Raw genomic sequence first — 26,266 nt, 5'->3', positions numbered from 1 at the left:
TAGATGGATCATTTGATATTCGAAGTAGGTCTGGCCCTTGTGCTCATTGCGGCAGCCGGCCTTTTATCGGCAAAACTAAGATTTTCGGTCGTTCCGTTTTATATTCTGATCGGGATGGCCGTTGGGCCACATGCCATGAAAATCTGGCATCTGGACTTCCGTTTTATTGAGAGTCAGCCTTTTATTGAATTTATGGGTCGGATCGGTATCCTGTTCCTTCTCTTCTACCTTGGACTTGAATTCTCGGTAGGTCGTTTAATTAAATCGGGTCGCTCTATTGCAGTTGGCGGCTCGATCTACATCGGCATTAACTTTACGCTGGGATTAATATTTGGTTTTATGTCCGGTTTCCCAGTTGCAGAAGCACTTATTATCGCAGGTATAACTACCATCTCTTCCAGTGCCATTGTGGCCAAGGTACTCGTCGATTTGAAACGAACGGCCAACCCGGAAACAGAGATGATATTGGGTATTATTATGTTCGAAGATGTATTCCTCGCTGTATATATCTCGATCTTGTCCGGACTTGTGCTTAGTGATTCATCCTCCATCGGAGGCGTCATCATGTCCGCACTTATTGCCCTAGGATTCATGCTTATCGTGATTATCCTTGGACGCAAAGCAACACCGCTACTAAACAAATTGCTTAAAATTCGATCGAATGAGCTATTCTCTCTCGTTGTATTTGGAGCTTTGTTCCTAGTAGCCGGTTTCTCTGAAACCATTCATGTTGCCGAAGCAATTGGTGCATTACTGGTTGGTCTGGTGCTTGCTGAAACAGAACATGCAAAACGGATTGAGCACTTGATTCTACCGTTCCGTGACTTCTTCGGAGCAATCTTCTTCTTCAGCTTTGGATTGTCCATTGATCCGTTGTCCTTGGGTGGCGAAGCCGTATGGTTAGCTCTGATTGCAGTTGTTATTACATTGTTCGGTAACTTCCTGGCAGGTATGATGGCCGGACGCAGTGCAGGACTATCGCCCAAAGCATCGGCCAATATTGGATTAACCATTGTGTCACGGGGTGAATTTTCAATCATCTTGGCCAACATGGGGAAAGCCGGGGGACTGTTGCCAATGATTCAACCGTTTGCCGCACTGTATGTCCTAATTCTGGCCATTCTGGGTCCTTTATTAACCAAAGAGTCCAAACATGTATTCCGTTTATTGGATAAAATATTCAAGTTCAAAGATCCTCGGAAAAAGAAAGAAGAACCGAAGGTTCTGCAGAAAGAAGGATAATCCCTATGTCTGTACAGAACAGACATACTATCGTACTTCGCGGCTCTACGCCGATCTTTCTGTGATGAACCCAGGGGGAAGGCTCGAAAGCCGCACTAAGGAGGATGACCTATGAAAGCACCTCTGATATCGGCTAATCCGGTGCCAAACACCGCCAAGACCAGAATATCGTCAACCCGCCGCTGGTTAAACCTGTTTCTCGTTATTGCGGGCGGAATTCTGGCCTCCGTGGGACTTGAATTGTTCTTACACCCCAATAAGATTATTATTGGAGGCATTACAGGCATTTCCTCACTCTTCGCCCACTGGACCGAAATGAGGATTGGATTGTTCCTATTTTTATTCAATGTTCCGTTTATATTTCTGTCTTACAAGATTGTGCAGAAGAAATTTGTACTGGTTACTGTTCTGGGTCTGGTTGTCTTTTCGATCGGTGCCATTGTGCTTCATCCCATGCCGCCACTTGTAGAGCATCCGCTGGCTGCCGCCATGTTTGGCGGATTATGCCTCGGACTCGGAATTGGGCTCGTCGTGCGGTATGGCGGGACACTGGATACGCTGGAAATCGGTGATCCGTCTTCCCGCCCACCTGAACGTGTATTTAGCGGAAAACGGATGCTTATCGAAAAAATAATCATGCTGCTTAACTTGTTGATACTGACAGCCGCTGGTGTTGTCTTTGGCTGGGACCAAGCGATGTATTCCGTAATCGCCTATCTTATTGCTTATGAAATGGTATACATTGCGTTCAGGGGTTTCTCCTCCAAACGCAAAGTATGCATTTTGACCACACAAAGCTCTCAAGTTGAAAAAGCTGTACGCAAACGGCTGCGCCGTGAACCTGGAACGCTGGAAGCCACTTCTGACTCAACACAACTCGCGATGGCGGAAGGATGGATCAGGCAGATCCCGGGTGCACTTTATTATGAGGTACATGTTCTGGAGATGATCTGGTTGAAGTCCATTGTGCGTCACATTGATCCACATGCGGGTATTGTGACAAATCCGGAAAAATAAAAATGGATCTGTGCAAAACACAAAACAAAAAACGCTCTCTTACCCTATGGATGAACAGTTTTGTTCAACAAGGTCAGAGAGCGTTTTTTTCTGTTATCAGACTTACTTGTTATTATAGCTCAACGATGGCTTTGACTACATGTGAATCTGGCAATAGCCATTGGTCTATTGCAGTAGGTAACTCATCAAATTCCACTCGGTGTGTGATATACCCATCCATACTTAATTTCTTTTGACGCAAGGTGGACAGGACCTGTTCAAAATCTTCACGGGTTGCGTTTCGACTGCCCAGGATGCTCATCTCCCGCTTGTGAAACTCAGGATCATGAAAGGTAATATCCGCTTTCACCAGTCCTACAAAAATGAGTTGACCACTATGCGCAACATATTGAATGGCCTCATTCATGGAATTCACGTTACCTGTTGCATCGAAGACAGCCGTAGCATAGTCGCCCCCCGTGATTTCAGCCACTTGTTGTACAGTATGTTCATTAGCCTGGACCAGGTCATCGGCTCCAGCCCAAGTCCGGCTAAGCTCAAGTCTGTCCAGATTACGATCAACAGCGATAACACGCGCCCCCGCCTGTTTGGCAAATGCCATCACGCCCAATCCAATAGGGCCAGCTCCAATCACAACCACATGCTCACCAGGTTTAATTCCTGCTCTTCTGACGGCATGGGCTCCAATGCTTAATGGTTCTACCATTGCCGTCTCATCCAGCGTCAAACCTTCTGCTGAGAGTAAATGTGAGACAGGCACGCTGATTTTTTCTCTCATGCCTCCGTCTACGTGCACACCCATGACTTGCATGGACGCACAACAATTGGTTTTTCCACTGCGACATGCAATACAGTGACCACAATGAAGATACGGAATAATACTTACCTGATCCCCTGGCTGTAGCCCTGCATCGTTCGGACCGATCTCTTCAATAACAGCCGCCAGTTCATGACCCAGAACACGAGGATAGGTAAAGAATGGTTGGTTGCCTTTGTATGCATGCAGATCCGTTCCACAGATCCCAATCCGCCGAATGGCAACCAACGCCTCTCCTTCTGCTCGTTCCGGTTGAGGCAGGTCCTGGAGCTTCAATTGATCTATTTCTTCACATACAATGGCTCTCATCGTTGTTCCCCCTTGGATGCTTTCGCTGTCGTGTTGCTTGGCTTAATATTATATTCGGGTCGTCCGCTTGACCACGTCTCGTTATGCAATGGAGCCAAAATGCGCAGCACTTCATCCAGCAGGCTCTGATCCAACGGTTCCTCTATCCAGGCTGCATTATTGAGGATATTGCGCTGGCTGGCACTGCTCACCAGTGTTGTCGGAATTCGTTCATTCGACGTGGAGAATTGCACGGCCAGCTTGGCAATGTCACTACCTTGTTCTGCACAGAAGCGGGCTGCCTTCAGGCAGAGCTCTTTCACCCGATCATCTGCCGGATGCCAGGCAGGAGCACCTCGGGTACTCAACAAGCCCATAGAAAGAGGCGAAGCATTGACGAGGCCAATTTCTTTTTTTTCCAACAAGGGCAATAACGATAATAATGAGGTATCATTCAATGAATAATGACAATACGAGATGATCGCATCCGCATCGATCTGCGGCAGAACCTTCTCGAACAACGGTAAGGGCAATCCACAAATGCCCGCATGTCGTATAACTCCCTGCTCTTTCAGTCGCAGCAACGTTGGAAAGGCTTCTTCTACGATGATCTCTGCTGGCACAAATTCAATATCATGCAGGAACAGAATGTCGATATAGTCTGTATGCAGTCGATCCAGGCTCTCTTGCACGCTATCCAGAATCCGCTGACGTGAAAAATCAAACTCATTTTCCCCGTACCGTCCGGCTTTGGTTGATAACATATATGAACTGCGCGGCAAGCTGCAGATCGCTTCACCCAACACTGTCTCCGCCTTTGTCAGGCCGTAGTAAGGTGAAACGTCTATGTAATTCATCCCCGCATCTACGGCCGCATGTACAGTGCGAATCCCTTCGTCCCGGTCAATGTCACGAAATACAGAACCGAGTGAGGATGCTCCAAAGCTCAATACAGGTACGTCCAGTTCCGTCTTGCCAAGTATTCTTCTCTTCATCGGTTTACCCCTTCCAGCGTGTCTGACTACACAAGTTCCCTTTCATTGTAACAGTTCAATTTCAATATAAAATATCGCCAATTGCGTAACATGTACTGTTTGATGACCTCAATCCGCAGAAACAAATCAAAAAGCCCGCCGTCTCTCCAAACGGAGTAGTCAGCGGGCTTGGTTTCATAAATACTTATCTAACGATCAGCATTTATGGGAGTAGTATTCAAATAATCAGGATTAGTTCTGCATTACGAAATCTTCATGCACGGAATTTTCTTCGTCGAACATGCGCACGATGTCATATCGCGTGTTACGTTGTGCCGGAATATAACCGGACTCCCGAATCAAACGCAGAATGGATTCAATGTTAACTTTATATGTTGCACCAGCAGCAGATACAACGTTCTCTTCAATCATGGTACTACCGAAGTCATTGCAGCCAAATTCAAGCGACTTCTTACCAATCTCCGGACCCATGGTTACCCAAGAGGATTGAATGTTCTTGATATTATCCAGCACCAGTCGGCTGATGGCTACAGTCTTCAAGTACTCTTCTGGAGTCTGACGCTCCAGCTTCAGGTTGGTATTGTCTGGCTGGAAAGTCCAAGGAATGAACGCCAGGAAACCTTCGGAATCATACTTGTTCGCAATACATTCGTCCTGAGCTTCACGTACACGCAGCAAGTGTAATGCACGCTCTTCCATTGATTCACCAAGGCCGATAACCATCGTTGCCGTGGTGTTCATGCCGATGCGGTGTGCAGTTTGCATAACGTCCATCCAATCCCGCCATGAGCCTTTCAAGCGGCTGATCTTCCGACGTGTGCGGTCATCCAGAATTTCAGCACCGCCGCCAGGCAAGGAATCCAGACCAGCTTCGTGAATGGCACGTACAACCTCTTCCAATGTAAGGCCATCGGATACTTCAACCATTTTCATAATCTCCGCTGGGGAGAAAGAGTGCATCGTGATATTTGGGAAACGCTCTTTGATGGCTTTCAGCAGGTCTGTATAATAGCTGAAAGGCAAGTTTGGATTCGTTCCACCTTGCATCAAAATCTCGGTACCATTCACATCTTCCGTTTCCTGAATCTTCTGGAAAATAACTTCGTCCGGAAGCACATAACCTTCATCCGAACCAGGTCTCCGGTAGAAAGCACAAAAACGGCAGTACACATCACACACGTTTGTGTAGTTGACGTTACGCCCAATTACAAATGTTCTGTATGGTTCAGGGTGCATGCGTTTCATAATAACATTAGCAGCTGCCCCGATTTTGTCCACTTCATTCGATTCAAATAGCTCAATCGTGTCTTCCAAGTCCAAACGTTCGCCCCGAAGGGCTTTATCTAAGATACGGTCTACCGTACTCATCGTAAAAAAGCCTCCCTCATGAAGAGAAATTATATAACGATCCGTCCCAACTTGTTCAAGAGAAGCAAGTTCTGGTGGCAACATCGTATTTCTGTACTCCACATATCGTAACACAGGTTACATGTGAAAAAAAGCACCTTATGTACAGGTGCTTTAAAAATAAGTAAAAATTTTTACATATGGAATGGAATTTATTCGAGATTAAGTGATACGCATCGGCGTATTCGGTCATCCACTTTTACTAGGATTCCTGAAGTGCTTGCTCCAAATCTACAATGAGATCTTCGATATCTTCCAGACCTACGGAGAAGCGCAGCAAACCATCTGTAATGCCACGGTCACGGCGAACCTCAGCTGGCATTGCCGCATGAGACATCATGGCTGGGTAGGACAGAATACTCTCCACAGCTCCCAAGCTTACAGCAACAATGGGTAGCTTCACCCGGTTAAGAACTGCTTTTGCGCGATCGCCTGAACCGACGTCAAATGAAACGACAGCTCCATATCCTGTGGACTGGCGCTCATGTGCCTCACGGCCCGGATGATCCTCCAGTCCAGGATAAAAGACAGCGGTAATATCACTACGCTCATTAAGCCATGCCGCAAGTTTAGCTGTGCTCCGTTCACTATGAGCCATGCGAGCCCCCAAGGTTTTCATCCCGCGCATCAGAAGCCAGGATTCTTGTGCCCCGAGTACAGTTCCGAGTCCATTTTGCAACTGTTTCAGTTGTACGCCAAGTGATTCCGTGCGAGCAACGGCTAACCCTGCCAGTACATCACTGTGACCTCCGAGAAACTTCGTAGCACTATGTACGACGATGTCCACACCAAGCTCAATTGGACGCTGATAGTACGGTGTCATAAAGGTGTTATCCAGAATCGTGATCAGGTCATGCTCCTTCGACCAGTCAGTTACGGCAGCGATATCCGTAATTCGTAGTGTTGGGTTGGACGGTGTTTCCATATAAACTGCCTTAGTGTTTGGCTTGAGTGCCGCTTTTACTTCATCTATATTGGTCATGTCTACAAAGGTTGTCTCGATCTGCATACGGCTTAATATGGAAGTAAGCAAACGATACGTACCTCCATATACGTCTTCCGTTACAATCATGTGATCTCCTGCGGAGAACATCATGAACACGCTTGAGATCGCAGCCATCCCCGAAGAATAGGCAAAGCCTCGTGCGCCGCCCTCCAGCAATGTGATGTAATCTTCCAAAGCCTGACGTGTCGGATTACCCGAACGACTGTAATCATGCTGAGGCGGATTGAAGATATCAAAATGATGGAAGGTTGATGCTTGATAGATCGGTACACTGGAAGCTCCAGTTGTTTTGTCAATCTCATCTCCAAAATGGAGCAATTTGGTATCAAATTTCAACTCGGAATTGGGTTTATTGTTGGACTCACTCATGAGTGCATGCCTCCTTCCACTTCCTGCTGTGCAGCTGTCAGAGCATTGCCGAGATCTGCAATCAGATCATCCGCATGTTCAATGCCTACGGAGAACCGGAGCAGACGGTCATCCACACCTACGGCGTCACGAATCTCAAGCGGAATATCCGCATGAGTCTGTACTGCCGGATAAGTCATGAGTGATTCGACTCCGCCGAGACTTTCGGCAAAAGCAATGAGTTTGATATGACGCAGCAACGGTTCAACATAACGTGCATCCTTCACTTTGAAAGAGAAGATACCTGTGTTACCCGTGGATTGTTTGTTCTGTATCTCATAGCCCGGATGATCGGATAGGCCTGGATGATACACTTCAACCACCGCTGGGTGCTCAAGCAAGTATTTAGCAATAGTAAGTGCATTGTGCTCATGACGCTCCATGCGAAGAGCCAGCGTTTTCATACCTTTCATCAACTGGTAGGAGTCACTTGGAGACAATACCGCTCCAATGGAATTATGCAGGAACGCCATCTCTGCAGATAACGCTTCACCTTTGGTAATAATTAGTCCGGCCAACACATCATTGTGTCCGCCCAGATATTTGGTAGCGCTATGAATGATGATATCGGCACCCAGTTCAATCGGACGTTGGAAAAATGGAGTCAGCAACGTGTTGTCAACAATAGTCAACAGGTTGTAACTTTTCGCCCAGGAAGCAACGGCTTCCACATCGGTGATCATCATCAGTGGATTGGTTGGTGTCTCAATAAATACAGCTTTTGTATTCGGCTGACGAACCTTCTCCAGTGCTGCAAGGTCATTCGTGTCCACATAACTTGCCGTTACGCCGAAACGGGACAGAATACGTTCCAGCAGACGATAGGTTCCACCATACAGATCCAGCGATACAATCAGATGATCCCCTTGACCAAACATGGCAAAAATCGTTTGCAGCGCGGCCATTCCCGAGCTACAGGCAAACCCTGCATCACCAGACTCCAGCGCTGCGGCCGCTTCTTCCAATACTTTACGGGTTGGATTAGTCGTACGAATATAATCAAACCCCGTGCTTTGTCCAAGCTTCGGGTGGCGAAACGCAGTGGATTGATAGATCGGAAAGTTAATGGCGCCTGTTACCGGTTCATTGATGGACCCAATTTGTGCTAAGCGGCTTTCGATTTTCAACTTGTTGTTGTCTTCCATTGCTGCATCCTCCTGTAATCTCGATTAGATTTGCGGGCCAATATCGTAAGGTGTTTCTTGATACACATAGTAATTGAGCCAGTTAGAGAATAATAAGTTGGCATGAGCGCGCCAAGTAGCCGGTGGCACACGGGAAGGATCATCATTCGGATAATAATGTCTAGGCAATGCGATATCCAACCCTTTGGCTGCATCCCGGTCATACTCCCACTTTAATGAGAACGGGTCATACTCGGCATGTCCTGTGGCAAAAATCTGTTTGCCGTCTTTGGTAGCAACCAGGAAGATCCCCGCTTCCTCGGATTCAGCCAAAATCTCTAAATTCTCATTCTTTTCAATATCTTCGCGTCTCACTTCCGTATGACGGGAATGTGGAACGTTGAATACTTCATCGAATCCACGCAACAACGGAACATGTGGTTTATTGATGGTATGCGGGAAAACGCCAAAACACTTTTCATCCAGTGCAACCTTAGGTACGTCAAAATGATGGTATAAACCTGCCTGGGAAGCCCAACATATGTGGAGGGTTGAAGTCACATTGGTTTTAGTCCATTCAAAGATCTCTTGGATTTCATTCCAATAGTTCACGTCTTCGAAATCCATCTGTTCCACCGGAGCACCCGTAATAATCATTCCATCGAAACGGCGGTGCTCAATCTCATCAAAGGTTTTATAGAACAGATCCAAATACTCCTGAGACGTATTCTTCGACGTATGGGATTTGGGATGTACGAGAACAACATCTACCTGAATAGGCGTGTTTCCCACCAGACGAAGCAATTGTGTTTCGGTCGTTTCCTTTGTGGGCATCAGGTTTAATATAGCGATACGGAGTGGACGAATATCCTGCTGATATGCAGAAGTTTCATCCATGACGAAGATATTCTCTCCTTCAAGTACTTCTTTTGCTGGTAGAGTATCGGGTATTTTGATTGGCATAGTAAGTCTAACTCCTCCTTTTGCATAGATAGATGCAGCCACCCCTGGCTTGATGTCTTCACATCAATACAGGTATAGACTGCCTTGAGCTTGTAAAAACATTGAATTGCTCTTTCATCCAACGTTACAAACAACCTCAAGTTCCTTAGCGAAAATCACTGCTGAGAAGTCGGGGCATATAACAAAGACCTTCCTCGGATTTCGAGAAAGGTCATATGTAAAAAAGATATGCGCCTCTCTCATCTCTCAGTTACAACAGTGCCACTTGACACTTAGTCGCTGCAAGAATTAGCACCGTGCGGTATACCGCCGGTTGCCGGGTTTCATCGGGCCAGTCCCTCCACCTACTCTTGATAAGATTTCGCTGTATTAGATTGTAATTAAATATGGTTCACCGTCTACTTTATTACATTAATGCCCTCACGTCAAGATGCAGTTCGATGTCTGCTTCCCAGATCGGAACCGTTCATCATCCGTTGTCATACACTGCCTCAGGGCGCGAAATAGACACATTTTTGCGCTTGAAAGCACCTTGTACCAGCGGTATACTAAACAAGGTGTTATAAACCCTTATGTGAGAGGTGACATATTAAATGGATGGCGACCCGAGGCCTGACTGGCAGCCGAATTCCGACAAACTGCATAGAGAATTGACATCAGCATGCCGGCAGCGGGACGTGACTTCCGTTTGATTATATAGTGAACGCAGCCCTGATCTCCAGGCTCCGCTGCCGACCGGCTGATTTGTTCTTTTTGCGCCCATAATGATAATATCCGCCAAGTTGGCGGGTGCAGAAGGAGTAGATTAACGATGAAAATCCGGTTGGTAAACAACGGTGTATTTATTCCGGTGGACGACATTCAGCAGGCGCTGACTCCACCAGCGGAAGGGTTTTACTGGATTGATGCAGACGTAGACGATTTGGCGGTACTTCAGCCGCTGTTCTTGATGCATGATCTGGCTGTGGAAGACTGTCTTAGTGACGAAGAACAACGTCCGAAGATTGAAATTTATGAGAACCATTATTTTATTGTGATTAATAGCATCCGTTTCGATGATGAAGAGATATTTCTACGTGCGGTGAACTTATTCCTCGGCAGACATTTCATTATTAGTGTTACGAAGCAAAAGGTCAGCGAATTGCGCACACTGAAACCAATCCTGTGGGAACAGGAAATCAGCACACCGGATCGTCTGTTGTATTTGCTGGTTGACTTGATCGTTGATAATTATTTCACCGTAGGTGACCGAATTGAAGCACGGATTGAGAAGCTTGAGGAAGACATTCTGATGCACACCAAAAAGTCACATCTGAATGAAATTATCGGGCTACGCAGTGAGATTCTGTGGCTCAAGAAAGTGCTCGGACCTCAGAAAGAGGTCATTAACACCCTGAACAAAAAAGATCTGCGTCTCATTGATGATCAACTGCAAAAGTATTTCAGTGACATCTATGAGAATGCTGTAAAAATATCTGAAACCTTTGAGACTTATCGCGACCTGATGGGCAACTTGCGAGAAGCCTACCAATCCAGTATTGCGAACCGGGCGAATGAGATCATGCGTGTATTTACCGCCATTACCACGGTCTTCATGCCGCTGACGGTCATTACCGGTATATACGGCATGAACTTTACGAATATGCCAGAGCTTAACTGGAAATACAGCTATTTTGTTGTGATTGGTCTGATGGTTACACTGGGCCTGAGCATGTTCTTCATTTTCCGCAAGAAAGACTGGGTATGAACTCGTATGAAATAACAAAGACGAAGCGCTCCTCCGGGAGAAACGCCTCGTCTTTTTTCATTTCTGATCATTAACCAACATTCTTCTCTGTCTCTGCGTGCCGACGAAAACGGATTCGAATCATGCGCAGTCTTTCATAGACCTGCTCCAGACTTCCTCCATCGGGTTTCTCTCCTCCATACACCTTATGTAATACTGGCTTCAGGAACGTATCTCCCAGCTCCTCATACGCACTCCATACGGCCTCTTGTTCGTTCTCTGGCATCACTGCCAGCTCCACGTCAAGAAGACAATCGGTGTCATAACCTTCGTGATCCAGTGCCTCTAACAGCTCAACCAACTCGCGTCGGGATAATCCGGATCGATTAACAATCTCCTCTAACGTATACCCTTCCTTCATGCCTTCAAGCACCTGCTTACGCGTGGTGAACTTATCAAGTTCCTGCTTGTACTTCTGCTCTCTCTGCTTGTATAACCAACTCTCATACTCTTCTTCCTTCAGCGCCGTGTATACCCAGTCCAGCGGGAATGTCGTTGAACGCTCCAACCCGTTTGTAATCTCCATCCATTCCGTACCATACTCAGTCGCTTTGCTCTCTCCTACGCCCGGCAGTTGCATCAGTTCATCCAGCGATTGCGGAACAAAGGCACTGATCAAACGCAGAAGACGATTGGTTGCAATAAAATACGGTGCCTTCCGGTCAGACACAGCTCTCTTCCTGCGCCATGTGCACAGATCCGTATATAATTGTTCATTGCCGTATAACTCACTGTAACAATGGAGCCGCTGTCCACCATAATTGCGTGACTTCAGATCATCATTCTCATGAAATAACCCCTGCAACTGCGGTCGGTACCCCTCACTCATCTGTATGGCAAGCTGATGACGGTAAATATGAAGCAGCTCCTCCCAAGAAGTCCCTTCATACCAGATGCTGTCCTCACGCTCTCCTTCCTCGTAGCGACTCCATCCCAGCTGCCAACTATCTTCCTCTTCCCCAATCCATAACTGTGCATACTCTGCATTCTGATCTGACATTCTGGACAATCTGTTCATGAAAATGACTTCCATTTTCGTTCCCTCCCTTTGAATATTCAGCTTATACGAGTTAGAGATACTACCTACAGGCAGCACAAAAAAACACCCCTCCTGCAAAATCCATGCAAGAGAGGTGCTTCCTCATTAACCGTACTATGCTGTTGCCCATATCATACCACAATGGTAAAATTCGTCAATCCCTTATTGCTCTACTTATTCAATGCCAATTTGGCAAGCGCCAGCGAACCACACAGCCCTGCATTGTCGCCAAGTCCTGGTGAGACAACATACTGGTCAATCTCGGATTGAAGTGCCGGATGCTGAACGTACCCTGCCAGCAACTCTTGCAGTTTGCTACGAACCATCGGGAACAGGTGCTCCTGCTTCATTACTCCGCCACCCATGACAATTTTCTGCGGAGAGAGAATCAGAACATAATTCATCAGTGCGTGTGCCAAGTAATGTGCTTCGATCTCCCAAGCTTTATGATCTGCAGGCAGTTCATAAGCCGGTTGCTCCCAACGTTTGTTAATGGCTGGTCCTGCTGCAAGGCCTTCGAGGCAGTCACTATGATACGGACAGAAACCTTCGTATGTATCCTCCGGATGTCTGCGTACAATGATATGTCCCATCTCTGGATGTGACAATCCATGGACCATTTTACCGCCAACCACAGCACCTGCACCAATACCTGTACCCACAGTGATATACAGACAGCTCTCAAGACCTTGTGCAGCGCCCCAGGTTGCTTCTCCAAGTGCCGCACCATTCACATCCGTATCAAATGTCATCGGTACATCAAAATGCTCCTTGAGCTTGCCAATCACGTTATACTGTCCCCAATGTGGTTTTGGTGTTGTTGTGATATAGCCATATGTTGGGCTTCCTTCAATTGGATCAATCGGACCGAATGATCCTACACCCAGAGCTTCAATGCCTTTGCCTTCAAAAAATGAAATCACTTGAGCCATGGTCTCTTCCGGTGTTGTTGTTGGAAAACTTACGCGTTCCAGAACTTCTCCGTTTTCTGTGCCAATACCACACACAAATTTGGTTCCGCCTGCTTCAATTGCGCCTAAGATCGTCATGTTAGTCACACTCCCAAGTTAGTTTAAAAAGGAATTCGGATTGCTTTACTTGATGACACTATAATTACCCTGCTACTTGTTCTCCAGCTTGGACAATCGTTTCATTAACGTTTGCCTCCAGCTGTCTGACAGCGCAGGAATGGCCAGCAACGCCTGGATACCATCGACATTTTCTTTCCCCTGATGCATAATTCGATTGGCTTCAAGAACCGTCATTGATGTTGGATCGGTGCTGATCCGTCGAAATATCGATGAAGGCCCTACCTCACCTTCTTGCAGTACACGAAAGTAAAAGCCGGTAAATCCACTCTCCTGAAAATAAACAGGCAGCTCCTTATAGTCATACCTCGCACCCAGCTTGAAGCAAGGTTGTCTGGGCTGACTGACCTGCACTGTGGCTTCGCCCAACTCGTACACATCACCAATCCGTACGTCTTCTTCGGCACAGCCTTCAACCGTCAGATTTTCTCCACAAGCTCCCCAATCCAGCTTGCGATCCATCAGTTGTTCCAGCGCCGGATAACGACTGTAATCGTATACACAAACGGCTTTGTCAGGGCCGCCATGATGCACCAGATCCGCCTGGCCGTCCCCTGTCATTCCAGTGAATGACAGGAAAACCGCGCCGGATACAGGATGTTTCACAATGCCGCTCAGCACTTCACGCTTCTGCCCAGGGAGCGGCTGCGGCAGTCCTACATTAATGGCCAGAACAGCTGTATTGCCCTCCTCTGGCTTTCGATCAGATGTGAGTGTCATTTGGCATCATACCTCCCATAATCACTTTCTTTTAACGCACAGAGCCGCCAAATACGAGTGTATTACTCAAGAGCCGGCCTGGAGAAGTCAGCATTTTTCCCCCGGCATACATACCCGAGGAAGCACCGCCATCCAGATTCATGGCCTGTTTGGCACCAAGCTTCTGCATCACCGCTGCCCACTCCTTGATTGTTGCTCCGGAAACAGTAGCCAGCATTACGGAACCATCCGCCATGATCGCAATACCACTTCTGGCTCCGGAAGCATTAAGAATCTTGGCATCCTTGAAACCTTCGCTCGTCGGATTTACAGCTACCTTGCCGTCTTTCACCAGACGGGGTCCTGCCCCAACAGCAGTCACTACATCTTGCCAAGGGATCTCTTTGCCTGCTGCGTTCGTATACTTATAATTCATTTCTACGGTCGAACCAACGGTGAAACGATCCGAAGAAGACTTCTGGTTGCCTGTGAAGACCAATACCGAGCCATTCTTAGGAATCGCTACATTTGTATTGGGCACTTTTTTGGTCACGATACCTTTCTCCATGACAACCGCAGTGCCACCTTTGAACCCGACTGTGGCACCTCGTTCAGGCGTATACAGCATTGTTATGCTCGCGTTCGCTGAAGGTGTTCGATTAATAAAGGTTGCATACCAACTCCGTGATTTACCTTTTGTATCCGTTACTTTACCTGTCAAACTCACCTGAAGTGAATCCATGATCGCCGAGCCGTCTTCCTTAAATCCAATGGATGTTCCGTATCTTCCAATATGTATGACCTTACCATTTGCTATTAACATGCCGTATGGATCTGGTGCTCCGTTGTATGCTTCAAAAAATGCTCCGTTAATGGCTGCTTGTGCACCATAGGCTTTCACAATTGATGGTAATGTTGCTGTCTGGCCAACTTGCTTCTTCGCGAGTCCCACAGTAACCGGTGTCCCCTTCGGAATCGAAACGGTCTGTACGGTAAAATTACGTCCTGCTGCTTTTACTTTCTGTACTTTGGTGCTAATTGCTGCTTTGGCATCCACTGTCTGTGGCGCACTTACTGCTCCCGAAAGAATTACGGGCAAGGCCAGGACGAGGGCCATAGCCCCTGTCCACCACTTTTTGCCTGTTCGTACGTTCTGCTTGTTGCTCACCCTATTGCCACTCCCATCCAAGAGCCAAGGCTCTTCATCTCAAGTTGTTCAAACTTGTCCATCACCATATCCGGATCAAGACGCAATTCACAGATATCCAGCGCACAGGCAACCGGAACAGCACAATGAATCTCTGCCAGTTTGCGGGACAGATGAAGCATGTCCAGATCATTCTCAATCTTGTTACGCACCGAAGGGGTCAGTTTATCCATGTTGCTCAAAATCCCTTCAATGGAGCCGTATTCCTGTACAAGCTTCAACGCTGTTTTCTCACCAATTCCCCGTACTCCCGGATAATTGTCGCTGGCATCTCCCATCAGACCCTTCATGTCAATCACTTGACGTGGTGTCAGTTGTTTCTCTGCCATGAGCGTTTCAGGGTTGTACACCATGTAGTTGCCATGGCCTTTTTTCATAATAATGATACTTGTGCGGTCATTGATCAGTTGCAACATGTCGTGGTCACCCGTCAGTACCATAACATTCATATCGGTCTCTTCGGTATAATACTTCGCAAGCGTCCCGATGCAATCGTCGGCTTCGAAACCTTGTGCACCTATGTTCGGAATACCCAGGCTATCCATGACTTCACGAATCAGGGCAAACTGGGGAATCAGGTCATCCGGAGCTTCGGCCCGGTTGCCTTTGTAGGCTGCATATTCTTCACCGCGGAACGTCTTACCGCCCATATCCCAACAACATACGACATGACTTGGCCCAAAAGTCTGAACCGCATCCCAGAAATAACGGATAAATCCGTAGACTGCGTTGGTAGGCACTCCTGCCTTTGTACGTCTGATATATCCGCTTGCAGATGTCGCATAAAAAGCACGGAACAACACCGCCATACCGTCTACCAGCAACAAAGTAGGTTCATTACGTTGATTCACTTGAATTTGTTCTCTCCTATCTAAATCTAGCATATAAAATATCGAAACTAATTCTATCATTATAGCATAGTTCCGCCAACCATCGTTCAGCCAAAAAAGCCCTGAATTTTTGAACATTCAGAGCCCATTAAGTGTTAGTTCATTCGACAATCATAACAATCATCGAATGACCGATCCCACCAAAAATCTATTTTACGCGTTATTCCATTCCTGCTCGTACGTTTCTTCCTTGAATCCAACCGTCACCTTTTCTCCATCCGTAACGATTGGACGTTTGATCAGACGACCATTGGAAGCCAACAAACGAATCTGTTCATCAGCGGACATGCCTGGCAGCTTGTCCTTCAGTTGTTGTTCTTTGTACACTTCCCCGCTCGTATTAAAGAACTTCTTCACTTCCAGTCCGCTCTTTTGGATGAGTTCTGTTAGTTCAGCTTCTGATGGCGGTGTGTCAAAAATAGGGATTAACTCCAGCTCATGTCCTTGAGCTTCAAGCCATTTCACAGCTTTGCGGCATGTGCCGCATTTGGCATATTGATATACTTTTAAGTTGCTCATGTATGTGTTCCTCCTGTGGCTCCGGTGTGGCTCCGGTTTCGACTTCTCGCTTCCCTTGGTTTGCTTCGCAAATCCAAAAGTCGCTCCAAATCGATACCATCGCCATGTAATTTTACTGACTTTTGCGAATGAGATCAAAACACACATTCGCTATATTTTTTGGGTCAAAATCTTACAGCTTTTATATCCTTAAAAGCTTTTGAGATTTGAATTTTTGAAATATTTAACATGAAATTGGTAAACATCAATACATTAAACCATGAAACCGTAAGATTAGCCTACGGCATGTTGTTCGGGTGCATTAAGCCCCCCTCACATGGAATAGCCCACCAGCGTTGACCTCAACCAAGGCTTGCCGTACAGAAAGCTACGACACCTACTACACAGAGGGCGTATCTAAGGAAATCTAAGAGTCCCGTCGCAGCTTCCTACAGTTCTTCTCTGGGAGCTGCCTCATCATTCAAACGCTGCTCCAGCGCGGCCATATCTGCTGGAAAAGGAGCCTGGAACGTTATTCGTTCCTGTAGAATCGGATGTTCAAACGTCAACTCACAGGCGTGTAAGGCCTGGCGTCCGATCCAGCTGTCCCGTTCTTCTCGAACAGCCATGGTCTGCTCATCGATCTCATGCATAGGTAGTGTCTTGTACATTCGATCACCGATTAATGGACAGCCGATGGACGTCATATGTACCCTGATCTGATGGGTTCTGCCACTTTCCAGCTTAAGACTTACTGCACTGGCGCTGCCTTCTGCCCAACGTGTTAAGGTCGTGTACAACGTTCTTGCAGCGTAGCCATCAGGTGTAACGATTCGGCGGTGCGGCTCTTCAGGATCACGATCAATCGGGCCATCCACTGCGCCCTGTTCCGGGACAGGGCTGCCGTGCACAAGTGCAATATATTTCTTATCCACTGTCCCTGCAATCATCTGTTCAGAGACATGCTGATGGACATAAGGATTCTTGGCTATCGCCAGCACTCCTGACGTTTCCTGATCAAGTCGATGAATCGGTCTGAACCGGAAGCGCTCGCCCTTGGATTTCCAATAATGAACAACGCCATTTGCCAAAGTACCCGTGTAATGTCCATGTGTCGGATGAACGATGATGCCCGCGTCCTTGTTAACAATAAGCAAGTGCTCATCTTCATACAGAACGGTAAATGGAATAGGTTCAGGCAAAATATCATCCGATTCCTCTTGCTCCATCCGAACTTCAACGACATCACCCGCAGCCACCTTGACGCTAATATAAACGCGCTCTCCATTTAGCATGACACCTTGTTCAGTCAGCTTAATTTTAGACAAAAGCTTACGCGACACCAGCAACCGGCGCTGAAGCACGGTCTTCAGCAGCCAGCCATCTTCTTGTTCGGTCACCGTGTAGACAATCGGCGAATAATATTGGCTCATTCTTTGCGGCGGAAGACTTTTTTGCTCCGCACATATTCAATATCCGCCACCTGTTGTCTCGCGTTGGCCGTCCGTGCAACCACGAAGAAGTAATCAGACAGTCGATTTAGATACCGTCGTACAGACGGATTAATATCTGTATGTTGTCCAAGTGTTACCGTGCGACGCTCTGCGCGACGACATACAGTACGGCACACATGAAGAGCAGAAGACAGCTGACTGCCACCAGGAATAATGAATCGTTCCACTTTTGGATTCTCTGCATCATACTGGTCGATCCATTGTTCCAGACGTGTGACCATTTCATCTCTCACCTTATATTTGGTCTCACTAATCTTCACAAAGGCCAGATCCGACCCACAATCAAACAGTTCCTGCTGAACTTCCAGAAGATGCTCACGCAGATCTTCAAATTTCCCTTGAGCAGAGTCAATAAGGCTGATCGCCTGGCCTACAAAACAGTTCAATTCATCAATCGTGCCATAAGCCTCAACCCGATCATCATCCTTGATGACGCGTCCACCAATGACCGAAGTCTGCCCTTCGTCACCTGTTCGTGTATATATGCCCATCGTTATCCCTCCAATTGGTAATATAATAATGAATACGGGAATGCCATTTTTTCAGAAACCCGTCTATCGCTTTACACGTATATAAGAATTGGTGTGCTCTGCCGAGTATACGACAAATCGAAGGAAACCAAAAGTAAAGGAGACGATTATGCAAAACTGGATAACCGATTTCATGGAACAATACGGCTACATAGGCATTGCACTCATTATTGCTCTTGAGAACGTATTTCCCCCGATTCCATCCGAAATCATTCTGCCGTTTGGCGGATTCATGACCACCTATACCAGTCTCACTCTTCCAGGAGTTATTATCGCCGCAACCATTGGTTCTGTCCTTGGTGCTGTTCTCCTGTATGGTATTGGTCTACTCATTGACGTCGAACGCCTTGAGAAAATTGTGGAACGCTGGGGACATGTTCTGCGCATCAAAAAAGAGGATATTCACCGTGTCGATGCATGGTTTGACAAATATGGCATGTGGACCGTATTGTTCTGCCGAATGGTTCCCCTCGTCCGTAGTCTAATCTCCATTCCCGCAGGCATGTCCAATATGAAATTTGGTTTATTCCTTCTCTTTACAACCATTGGTACATTGATCTGGAATGTCATTCTGGTCTGCGTTGGTGCTGCTCTTGGCGCATCATGGGAGAGTATTTTGCACTTCATGGACGTCTATTCCATTGTAGTGTACGTCATTCTGGCCATCATTGTCATCGGATGTATCATCTGGTGGATCAGACGTAGCAAAAAGCAGAAATAAAAAGGATAACTTAATAAATAAAGCCTCCTCGCCACCAATTCGTGGTTAAGGAGGCTTCTTTATGTCACCCGTTTATGTCATCTCGCTATCGTTCATCTTCATTTCGCATGCCCTGACTCTTAAGATCGATAGCCAGACCAGATACCAGCAAGTACATCTTTTCAGCATGTATCTGCAGCATCCGATTAACCGAAGCCATTCTCGCTGTAAATATTCGTTCTTCCTCGGTAGGATGCAATGTGCCATGCATTTCATTGGTAATCACAAGCAACTTCCCCTGATAAGACAATAAAGCATCAAGCAAAAGCTGTGTCTCTGAACGCTGATGATCCAGATCCTCTGTTGCCCTGAAACCGGCAGCCATCCAGGAGGTCAGACTGTCTACAATTACAATTCGCTGATCCGCCAAAAACAGATTGGATTCCCGATTAATCTGGGTGATCACCTCTGTCAGATGCTGACCGTTCCCGGCATGAATGGCACGATAATGAGCGGATGGCAATTCGGGAATAACGGGATCATGATCACCAGTGGATAAATATACACCCTCCCGGCTAATCCCGGCTGCGTACTTGAGGGCAAACCGGGTTTTACCACTACCTATGCCGCCTGTGACCGTAATCAGCAATCCGCTTCCCTCCTTCCATAGCCATTCTGAATTTTCTTTACTCTGTCAGCGCCTTCAGCACTTTTTTGGATTCTTCGACATTGGAAGATGACACTGGAATGGTGGCGAACAAATTGCTCGCAGCATATTCTACATCTTTAAACATTTTCATATCTTCGAGTGGAATGCCATAAAGATGTGATTCTTGCTTGAGATCTGAACCTCCATCTCCTTCACCCTTCTCTACCAATACTCCTCCCTCAAATACACCCCGTTCAAACTTCTTGGGATCAAAAGTATCATCCAGCGGAACATTGGAGCCATTACTTCCGTATTGTTTCATGTCGGACTCAGGCAAAATGAAGATATCATGTCCTCCAGCCGCATATTCTACCATAATTTTCTGAACATCATACATTGCACTGGTAATCACTTCCACCTTGGGTTCCTCGCCCAGTTTCTGTTGCAGATTGGCCTGTAACTGCTCTGAGATTACAGATGGATTTCCTTGGTTATCAATGATGAATATGGAAAAACCATCTTTACCTCCACAACCAGCAAGCAGAAAAACGATAGAAATGATTGCAGTAAGCCCCCAAAATCTCTTCATTCCAGTTCCCCCTTTAGTCTCCTATGTCCAATATATCACAATTGTTCCACGCAAAAAAATAACCTGGCTTATCGGGGGATCACCCTGCCTTTACATACAAAAAAAGAAGACCCTCTCAGGTCTCCCTTTCTAATTCGATTAATGAAACGTTTCGCTCCAGCATAAACGTTATTTTCCTTTAATCGGGTTAGCCTTCATATATTCGTTAATCTTTAAATCAAGCAAACTGCTGATTTCAATTACAATATCGGATGTGAATGATTTCTCTTCGAGGAAGATCTGTTCCATCTTGCGACGAAGCATATGAATTTCATCTTCCAAGGAAATGTCATGCAAAGATGCGTTATCGGGTTTCACCGACCATCGGTCGCCATGATCGCCTTCTGCCAGATAGTGCCCACGATTCGTCGGTAAATCATATTCAACACAAAACAAAGCTAACCCCTCCTTGGAAAAATGGTTTCCAAATTTATGAAAACTTATTTCAAATTGAAATTATATCACATTATTTTGTAAAAGAAAGTTATTTTTTTTCCAAAGATAACAATGTCACATTTGTAAATAGATTCTACTTTAGTATTAACCCTCTTTTTGCAGTTTGTAAACAAAGTTTCCGATTCGTTCCAAAGCTTCATTTAATTGGGTTACGGAAGTAGCATAAGAACAACGCAAGAAGCCTTCACCCTGAGGACCAAAAACATTGCCCGGAACAGCAGCCACTTTATTCTCCGTTAACAATCGTTCAGCAAACAGGTCGGAACTCATACCCGTCTTTTGAATGCTTGGGAATGCATAGAATGCTCCCTGAGGTTCATGACAATCAAGTCCAATATCCCTGAAGCCCTGCACAATTAAACGTCTACGCTGATTATACGATTCTACCATCCGATCTTTCTCACCCAAACCATTTGTCAACGCCTCAAGTGCAGCAACCTGACCCATGGCCGGCGCACACATTACCGTATACTGATGGATTTTGAGCATGGCTGCAATAAGCTCAGGATGACCACACATGTAACCGATCCGCCAACCTGTCATTGCAAAAGCCTTCGAAAATCCGCTTACGAGAATGGTCCGCTCCTTCATGTCAGGGATAGCTGCAAAGCTAACATGTTTTTGCGTATACGTCAATTCAGCGTAAATTTCATCCGCGATCACAATCAGATCATGCTTTTTAATCACTTCAGCAATAGGCAGCCACTCTTCATACGTCATGATGGCTCCAGTGGGATTACTCGGATAACACAGGATAACCACTTTCGACTTCGGCGTGATGCCAGCTTCAAGTGCTTCGGCCGTTAACTTGAACTGATCTTTCGCGTAGGTTTCAACACCAATCGGTATACCGCCACCGATTGAAGCGATGGGTGAATAAGCCACGTACGAAGGTTCAGGAATGAGAATCTCGTCGCCAGGTACGATTAATGCTCGCAAAGCCAAGTCAATCGCTTCACTGCCACCCACGGTAACAATAATCTCATCCTTGGGATCGTATTTGGTATCAAACTGAGTATCCAGATATTCACTGATGGCTTCTCTCAACTTCGGCATACCTGCGTTGGATGTGTAACTGGTCATACCTCTTTCCAGCGAGTATACACAAGCTTCACGCATATGCCAAGGTGTAACAAAATCAGGTTCACCCACACCCAATGTGATAATATCCTTGTTGTCTCCAACCAGATCAAAAAATTTACGAATTCCGGATGGAGGTATCTGCTGCACGAGGGGTGCCAGATAAGATGTCATTTTCTTGTTGTTCCCGGTTGTCTGTTCATTCACTATCATGACACATCTTCCTTTACGGCGAGATCATGAGACGGTTGTCTTCCTGATGGTCTTCAAAAATAATCCCGTCCTGCTTATATTTTTTAAGAATAAAATTCGTTTTGGTTGAAAGTACAGAGTCTATCGGAGACAGTTTCTCTGACACAAAATTAGCGACTTCACGCAGGTTGCCACCTTCCACTTCAACGAGCAGATCGTATGCACCAGACATGAGATATACGGACTTCACTTGCGGATAGAGATAAATGCGTTCGGCAATCCCTTCAAAGCCACGACCACGCTCCGGCGTGATCTGCACCTCAATCAGGGCCGTTACTTTCTCATCATCTATTTTGCTCCAGTTCACGACGGTTGCGTATTTTACGATGACGTGGTCTTGTTCTAGCTGTGCCACGGCGTTCTTGATCTTGTCTTCCGACTCCCCCAGCAGCGTCGACAGCAGTGCGGGAGTCCTTCTCGCGTCTTCCTTCAGCAGATCCAGAACTTTTAATTGCAGATCGTTCAAATCTTTCATGGTTTTCCCTCCAGCATCATCCAGGTTCCTGAAAATGAATTAATACTTATATTACATGAATTTGACGTTGATGCATAGACAAAAGACCGCCTGCCCTGAATTCAGGCAAGCGGTGGTATGGTCCTTTAACGTTAGGTGCTTCAAACCTCTTTTACAAAGGTTACATGTAATAAGGGTTACCGTTATTCGGTTGATGCTGAGGCACATTAGGAGCTTGGCTATATGAACTGTTCTGCGAATTCTTTTCCTGGATGAATTGCTGACACTTCTGTTGGGTCTGGTGTGCAGACTGGATTTGCTTGTCCACATCCTGACGAAGTGCTTTGGACGACACCGAATACATGTTGTTTTGCTGCATCAGATTGAACAGTTCCCCTTGTAATCTTAGGGTATCGTTCGTTAAGTCTGTGAACATTCGACGTGTCATGGGGCAAGAAGCTTCAGTTGTCGCAGTTGTGTATTCGCGCGAGGTTCGTCTTAAATCTGCAAGAATCGACTTCAGCAGATCCTGCTCCTGCATAAAATTTCCACCAGATGACAAAGATTGAGTGTACACGTATTTTCCTCCTATACATTGAAATAACTTGTCATGTTTTGAACTTTACTGTGATTGCGCTGGTGCAAGAGATTGATGTTGCTGTAACGTATTGACAAGAGTATTCAGATGCTGCTCATGTGAGCGAACATAATGATTCAGCGCCTGTTGAATTTGCGGATTATGTGTGATGGAGGCTGTAGCTGCACATTGTTTGATTAACATTTCCTCATTGGAAATTGAATCCGCAATATAGTTCAGTTCCTTGGGGCTCAGTGCTTGCATTTGTGAGTTTTGCATGTATATTTGACCTCCTTAATCTAAAGTTATTGCGAATTTATTGTTACCCTAACCTGAAAAAGTATACTTCAACTATATTCAACAGAGGTGATCAATTATGGAACTTATTAACGGAAAAACATTTTGGCCAACTACCTTTGCTTCCCATCCCCATTATCCTGTTTTGCAAGAAAACCTGTCCTGTGATTGTCTAATCATCGGTGGTGGAATGGGAGGCGCGTTGTCTGCTAAGCTTTTGACGGATCAGGGGATTGACACCGTTGTTATTGACAAAAGAGATATCGGTTATGGCAGTAGTATGGCAAATACGGGCCTGCTCCAATATACGAATGACAAAACGCTCACCTCTTGTATCCAGACATTTGGAGAAGAACGTGGTGTTCGATTCTACGAATTATGCCGGGATGCCATGCACCATCTCGAAAAAATTTCATCGAAGCTTGAGATAGATCCTTGGTTTGTGCCTCGCACAAGTCTCTATTGTGCCAGTCACGAGGAAGATGTATCGTTGCTAGAGGAAGAATATCGTAACCTGAAACATTATGGATTTGATGTGGAGCTGTGGGATCAGGAAAAAATTAGTGCACTATTCCCGTTCAGCAAACGTGCTGCATTATACACAAGCGGGGATGCTGAGGTTAATCCGTATCGTTTGGTTCACTCACTATTCCACTCAGCCTCACGTCAAGGAGCAAGAGTCTATGCTCATAGTGAATTCACCCATTGTGATTATGATGAAAATGGTGTCCTATGTTACACACCTCATGGCACTGTACGTGCCAAACATGTTATTTTCTCAACAGGCTATGAAACACAAGAAATTAAAAAGGACAGAGGCGCATACCTTCAAAGCACCTATGCTATCGCTACCAAGCCACTACAGGATCTCAGCAGCTGGTACAAGCAATGCATGATATGGGAGACCGAACGACCTTATCTATATATGCGCACAACTCCAGACGGAAGAATTATTGCAGGTGGACTTGATGAGAATCGTCCTCGAGAAGAACAACGGGCGATCAAGGCGGTTCATAAAGGTGAGATTTTGTTACAAAAGATTGCCGAGTATTTCCCATTACCTGATCTCGAAGTCGATTACGCTTGGGAGGCTGTCTTTGGAAGCACCCATGATGGTCTTCCGTTAATCGGTCCACACCCAGACTATCCGAATTCGTACTTTGTAGAAGGGTATGGAGGTAACGGGACCGTATACAGTATGATTGCTGCTTCCTTAATTGTGGATGCCATTACGGGCAAACAAAACCCTGATATGGATCTGTTCTCTCTCACACGTACAAGTAAACCATCTCCTGTATAACCAACAACTGAACCAATACAACTACAAACAGGGTACAGCACACGGAAAGTTCTCTTTTCCCGCCGCTGTACCCTGTCTATATATTGGGAAGCCTGCTAAGCCGAGGGCTCTTGCCCTTCCGTTTGGTTCAATAACTTGCGCATAAAGATCCATCCAATTAGCGGAGAAGCACCGAGGACAATAATAAGCCAGGTTAACATGCGTAGAGACGGAGCATTTAAGACTGTCACAATAAATATGACCAACCCACATAGTCTGCCAAGCATCAGGCATAACTCTCTCAAAACGACAAGTTCAACCCTTTTCTCCACATTTTCGCCACTTGTGCCCATCATGTCGAATCCCGCTGATATCATCGGTAGTACATATAACGGCATCGCAACAGCACTCCCAATCCCCATGATTAACAGCGTTCCATAGGTCACTTTCCAGAGAAGAGGAAGAAGCACAACGAGCAGAATGAGGGCTCCGATGAACATGCCTTTTGATCTATACTGTGGTTTGAACCATTTCCCAGCTGCCCAATAACTTACTAGTGCCACAGCTGAAGTGATGAGTGAGAACTGCCCCAATTTGTACTCCTGTGCGGTAGCCAAATATACAAGCAGTGCAATCAGGAAGGCAAAGACACCTTCACGGGCACCCTGAGCGAATAACCCCAAGCCTAAGGTCCTCCAGGGACTATCCCGCTTGGATAGCTGTATCCAAGGTTCTGACCAGCGGTATGTACCGCTCACCTTTCTTTTTTTTAGAAAAAAACTGAAAACTACCGCTATGACATAAATAACGAGTGATACCGTGAAGATGAGCCGATATCCTGTGTTGTCTGTCATGCGAGTAATAATCAGACCAGAGAACCATGGACCTATAATTCCGGTCATCGAACCAAGTAACCCAACCCAGCCATTGAATAGATCCCTGTTTTCCCGATCCGTTATTTCAAAATACACAACATTAAATGCGATCCAGAATAGCCCCAGGGAACAACCCAGTAGTATACCCAGAGGCCATATCCAGTCTACAGCTTTGGAACCAGCCCAGAGGACTATCATATAAAATATGCCGGACAGCGCAGTACCTAATCGTAGTGCACTCATTTTATTGTGTTCCTTGACCCATTTGCCAGCAAGCCAGAATGTCAGTCCAATGGCCAGTTGCTGGCTGAGAGTGAACCACCCCAACATGGCATAATCCGGACGGCTTTTCCACAGAAACACATTCAAAAAGGTTCCCGACAACGCTCCGGCTAACGCAAACAATCCATTCACGCCCAAAAGCAGAATGGATTGTCGGCCTAAAGTAATCTTCATCTGCTCCTCCTTCATCCACCTGAAGTGAATTGTGTACAGGTAGGT

General features: G+C 46.2%; 27 protein-coding genes and 1 riboswitch. Of the genes, 5 read left to right on the top strand and 22 right to left on the bottom strand.

All coding sequences use genetic code 11. From position 1 onward, the window contains the following. Window positions 1-3 precede the first annotated feature (3 nt). Entirely contained in the window at window positions 4-1,242 is a 1,239-nt protein-coding gene (locus NZ043_RS18295; protein ID WP_076289901.1) for a cation:proton antiporter, read from the top strand. Between the two features lie 111 nt (window positions 1,243-1,353). Next, window positions 1,354-2,259: a YitT family protein gene (locus NZ043_RS18290; RefSeq protein WP_133384137.1), complete on the top strand. Its 906-nt coding sequence runs from the start codon at window positions 1,354-1,356 to the stop codon at window positions 2,257-2,259. A 112-nt stretch (window positions 2,260-2,371) separates the two neighbouring features. Here the strand turns inward: NZ043_RS18290 and NZ043_RS18285 are convergent, their stop codons facing one another. The 6 genes from NZ043_RS18285 to metA all read right to left on the bottom strand — a co-directional run bounded on the left by NZ043_RS18285 (window position 2,372) and on the right by metA (window position 9,267). Continuing rightward, window positions 2,372-3,385, bottom strand: a complete 1,014-nt coding sequence (locus NZ043_RS18285) for a zinc-binding alcohol dehydrogenase family protein (RefSeq protein WP_133384136.1) — start codon at window positions 3,383-3,385, stop codon at window positions 2,372-2,374. Continuing rightward, window positions 3,382-4,359, bottom strand: coding sequence for an aldo/keto reductase (locus tag NZ043_RS18280; RefSeq protein ID WP_339309032.1), 978 nt, complete (start codon window positions 4,357-4,359; stop codon window positions 3,382-3,384). The genes NZ043_RS18285 and NZ043_RS18280 overlap by 4 nt, the downstream gene beginning before the upstream one ends. 231 nt (window positions 4,360-4,590) lie before the next feature. Beyond that, entirely contained in the window at window positions 4,591-5,727 is a 1,137-nt protein-coding gene (gene mqnC, locus NZ043_RS18275; RefSeq protein WP_062835957.1) for a cyclic dehypoxanthinyl futalosine synthase, read from the bottom strand. Window positions 5,728-5,968: 241 nt separating this feature from the next. Further along, the gene (locus NZ043_RS18270) at window positions 5,969-7,141 is read right to left on the bottom strand and encodes an aminotransferase class I/II-fold pyridoxal phosphate-dependent enzyme (protein WP_036669808.1); all 1,173 of its coding nucleotides are present in this window, start codon (window positions 7,139-7,141) and stop codon (window positions 5,969-5,971) included. After that, window positions 7,138-8,325, bottom strand: coding sequence for a PLP-dependent transferase (locus tag NZ043_RS18265; protein ID WP_339309031.1), 1,188 nt, complete (start codon window positions 8,323-8,325; stop codon window positions 7,138-7,140). The genes NZ043_RS18270 and NZ043_RS18265 overlap by 4 nt, the downstream gene beginning before the upstream one ends. A 24-nt stretch (window positions 8,326-8,349) precedes the next feature. Continuing rightward, window positions 8,350-9,267, bottom strand: coding sequence for a homoserine O-succinyltransferase (gene metA, locus NZ043_RS18260; RefSeq protein WP_036610071.1), 918 nt, complete (start codon window positions 9,265-9,267; stop codon window positions 8,350-8,352). A gap of 236 nt (window positions 9,268-9,503) precedes the next feature. After that, window positions 9,504-9,627: riboswitch (SAM riboswitch) on the bottom strand. A 451-nt stretch (window positions 9,628-10,078) separates the two neighbouring features. Here metA and corA point away from each other — a divergent pair. Then, window positions 10,079-11,014 carry a magnesium/cobalt transporter CorA gene (gene corA / locus NZ043_RS18255; RefSeq protein ID WP_062833460.1) on the top strand — a complete coding sequence of 312 codons (936 nt, stop codon included), beginning with the start codon at window positions 10,079-10,081 and terminating at the stop codon, window positions 11,012-11,014. A 70-nt stretch (window positions 11,015-11,084) separates the two neighbouring features. Here corA and NZ043_RS18250 read toward each other — a convergent pair whose 3' ends face one another. From NZ043_RS18250 to NZ043_RS18215, 8 genes are all read right to left on the bottom strand, one after another. After that, complete coding sequence (locus tag NZ043_RS18250; RefSeq protein WP_339309030.1) at window positions 11,085-12,086, bottom strand: HRDC domain-containing protein; 1,002 nt, start codon at window positions 12,084-12,086, stop codon at window positions 11,085-11,087. Between the two features lie 176 nt (window positions 12,087-12,262). Then, window positions 12,263-13,141 (bottom strand): ROK family protein, encoded by an 879-nt coding sequence (locus NZ043_RS18245; RefSeq protein WP_133384132.1) that lies wholly within the window; start codon window positions 13,139-13,141, stop codon window positions 12,263-12,265. Window positions 13,142-13,213: 72 nt separating this feature from the next. Beyond that, window positions 13,214-13,900, bottom strand: a complete 687-nt coding sequence (locus NZ043_RS18240) for an MOSC domain-containing protein (RefSeq protein WP_133384131.1) — start codon at window positions 13,898-13,900, stop codon at window positions 13,214-13,216. A 31-nt stretch (window positions 13,901-13,931) separates the two neighbouring features. Continuing rightward, complete coding sequence (locus NZ043_RS18235) at window positions 13,932-15,047, bottom strand: phosphodiester glycosidase family protein (protein WP_133384130.1); 1,116 nt, start codon at window positions 15,045-15,047, stop codon at window positions 13,932-13,934. After that, on the bottom strand, window positions 15,044-15,937 hold the full coding sequence (locus tag NZ043_RS18230; RefSeq protein ID WP_253507003.1) for a 5'-3' exonuclease H3TH domain-containing protein: 894 nt from the start codon (window positions 15,935-15,937) through the stop codon (window positions 15,044-15,046). The genes NZ043_RS18235 and NZ043_RS18230 overlap by 4 nt, the downstream gene beginning before the upstream one ends. 192 nt (window positions 15,938-16,129) lie before the next feature. After that, window positions 16,130-16,495 carry an arsenate reductase family protein gene (locus tag NZ043_RS18225; RefSeq protein ID WP_133384128.1) on the bottom strand — a complete coding sequence of 122 codons (366 nt, stop codon included), beginning with the start codon at window positions 16,493-16,495 and terminating at the stop codon, window positions 16,130-16,132. Window positions 16,496-16,923: 428 nt separating this feature from the next. Continuing rightward, on the bottom strand, window positions 16,924-17,907 hold the full coding sequence (locus tag NZ043_RS18220; RefSeq protein WP_133384127.1) for an RluA family pseudouridine synthase: 984 nt from the start codon (window positions 17,905-17,907) through the stop codon (window positions 16,924-16,926). After that, entirely contained in the window at window positions 17,904-18,479 is a 576-nt protein-coding gene (locus NZ043_RS18215) for a cob(I)yrinic acid a,c-diamide adenosyltransferase (RefSeq protein ID WP_124113702.1), read from the bottom strand. The genes NZ043_RS18220 and NZ043_RS18215 overlap by 4 nt, the downstream gene beginning before the upstream one ends. Window positions 18,480-18,627: 148 nt before the next feature. Here NZ043_RS18215 and NZ043_RS18210 point away from each other — a divergent pair, with 148 nt between their 5' ends. Further along, complete coding sequence (locus NZ043_RS18210) at window positions 18,628-19,239, top strand: DedA family protein (protein WP_091014720.1); 612 nt, start codon at window positions 18,628-18,630, stop codon at window positions 19,237-19,239. An 85-nt stretch (window positions 19,240-19,324) separates the two neighbouring features. Here NZ043_RS18210 and NZ043_RS18205 read toward each other — a convergent pair whose 3' ends face one another. The 7 genes from NZ043_RS18205 to NZ043_RS18175 all read right to left on the bottom strand — a co-directional run bounded on the left by NZ043_RS18205 (window position 19,325) and on the right by NZ043_RS18175 (window position 23,593). Next, window positions 19,325-19,867, bottom strand: a complete 543-nt coding sequence (locus NZ043_RS18205) for a bifunctional adenosylcobinamide kinase/adenosylcobinamide-phosphate guanylyltransferase (protein WP_017689625.1) — start codon at window positions 19,865-19,867, stop codon at window positions 19,325-19,327. 37 nt (window positions 19,868-19,904) lie between these two features. Further along, the gene (locus tag NZ043_RS18200) at window positions 19,905-20,456 is read right to left on the bottom strand and encodes a hypothetical protein (protein WP_017689626.1); all 552 of its coding nucleotides are present in this window, start codon (window positions 20,454-20,456) and stop codon (window positions 19,905-19,907) included. Between the two features lie 168 nt (window positions 20,457-20,624). Continuing rightward, the gene (locus tag NZ043_RS18195; RefSeq protein WP_062833452.1) at window positions 20,625-20,891 is read right to left on the bottom strand and encodes an aspartyl-phosphate phosphatase Spo0E family protein; all 267 of its coding nucleotides are present in this window, start codon (window positions 20,889-20,891) and stop codon (window positions 20,625-20,627) included. Window positions 20,892-21,035: 144 nt separating this feature from the next. Then, window positions 21,036-22,244, bottom strand: a complete 1,209-nt coding sequence (locus NZ043_RS18190; RefSeq protein ID WP_133384126.1) for an aminotransferase class I/II-fold pyridoxal phosphate-dependent enzyme — start codon at window positions 22,242-22,244, stop codon at window positions 21,036-21,038. A gap of 13 nt (window positions 22,245-22,257) precedes the next feature. Further along, window positions 22,258-22,758, bottom strand: coding sequence for an Lrp/AsnC family transcriptional regulator (locus NZ043_RS18185; RefSeq protein ID WP_024628343.1), 501 nt, complete (start codon window positions 22,756-22,758; stop codon window positions 22,258-22,260). Between the two features lie 160 nt (window positions 22,759-22,918). Next, entirely contained in the window at window positions 22,919-23,314 is a 396-nt protein-coding gene (locus tag NZ043_RS18180; protein ID WP_091032758.1) for a spore coat protein, read from the bottom strand. A gap of 45 nt (window positions 23,315-23,359) precedes the next feature. After that, window positions 23,360-23,593: a hypothetical protein gene (locus NZ043_RS18175; protein WP_091032761.1), complete on the bottom strand. Its 234-nt coding sequence runs from the start codon at window positions 23,591-23,593 to the stop codon at window positions 23,360-23,362. A gap of 97 nt (window positions 23,594-23,690) precedes the next feature. Between NZ043_RS18175 and NZ043_RS18170 the strand changes: the two genes are divergently transcribed. Next, on the top strand, window positions 23,691-24,911 hold the full coding sequence (locus NZ043_RS18170; RefSeq protein WP_133384125.1) for an FAD-dependent oxidoreductase: 1,221 nt from the start codon (window positions 23,691-23,693) through the stop codon (window positions 24,909-24,911). Between the two features lie 95 nt (window positions 24,912-25,006). Here NZ043_RS18170 and NZ043_RS18165 read toward each other — a convergent pair whose 3' ends face one another. Next, complete coding sequence (locus NZ043_RS18165) at window positions 25,007-26,221, bottom strand: MFS transporter (RefSeq protein WP_091032766.1); 1,215 nt, start codon at window positions 26,219-26,221, stop codon at window positions 25,007-25,009. Between the last annotated feature and the right edge of the window lie 45 nt (window positions 26,222-26,266).

The organism is Paenibacillus sp. FSL k6-2145, assembly GCF_037976585.1.
GTDB lineage: Bacteria > Bacillota > Bacilli > Paenibacillales > Paenibacillaceae > Paenibacillus.
Note: the sequence above shows the minus strand (reverse complement) of the source record. Positions and strands in the feature narration are given on the sequence as shown.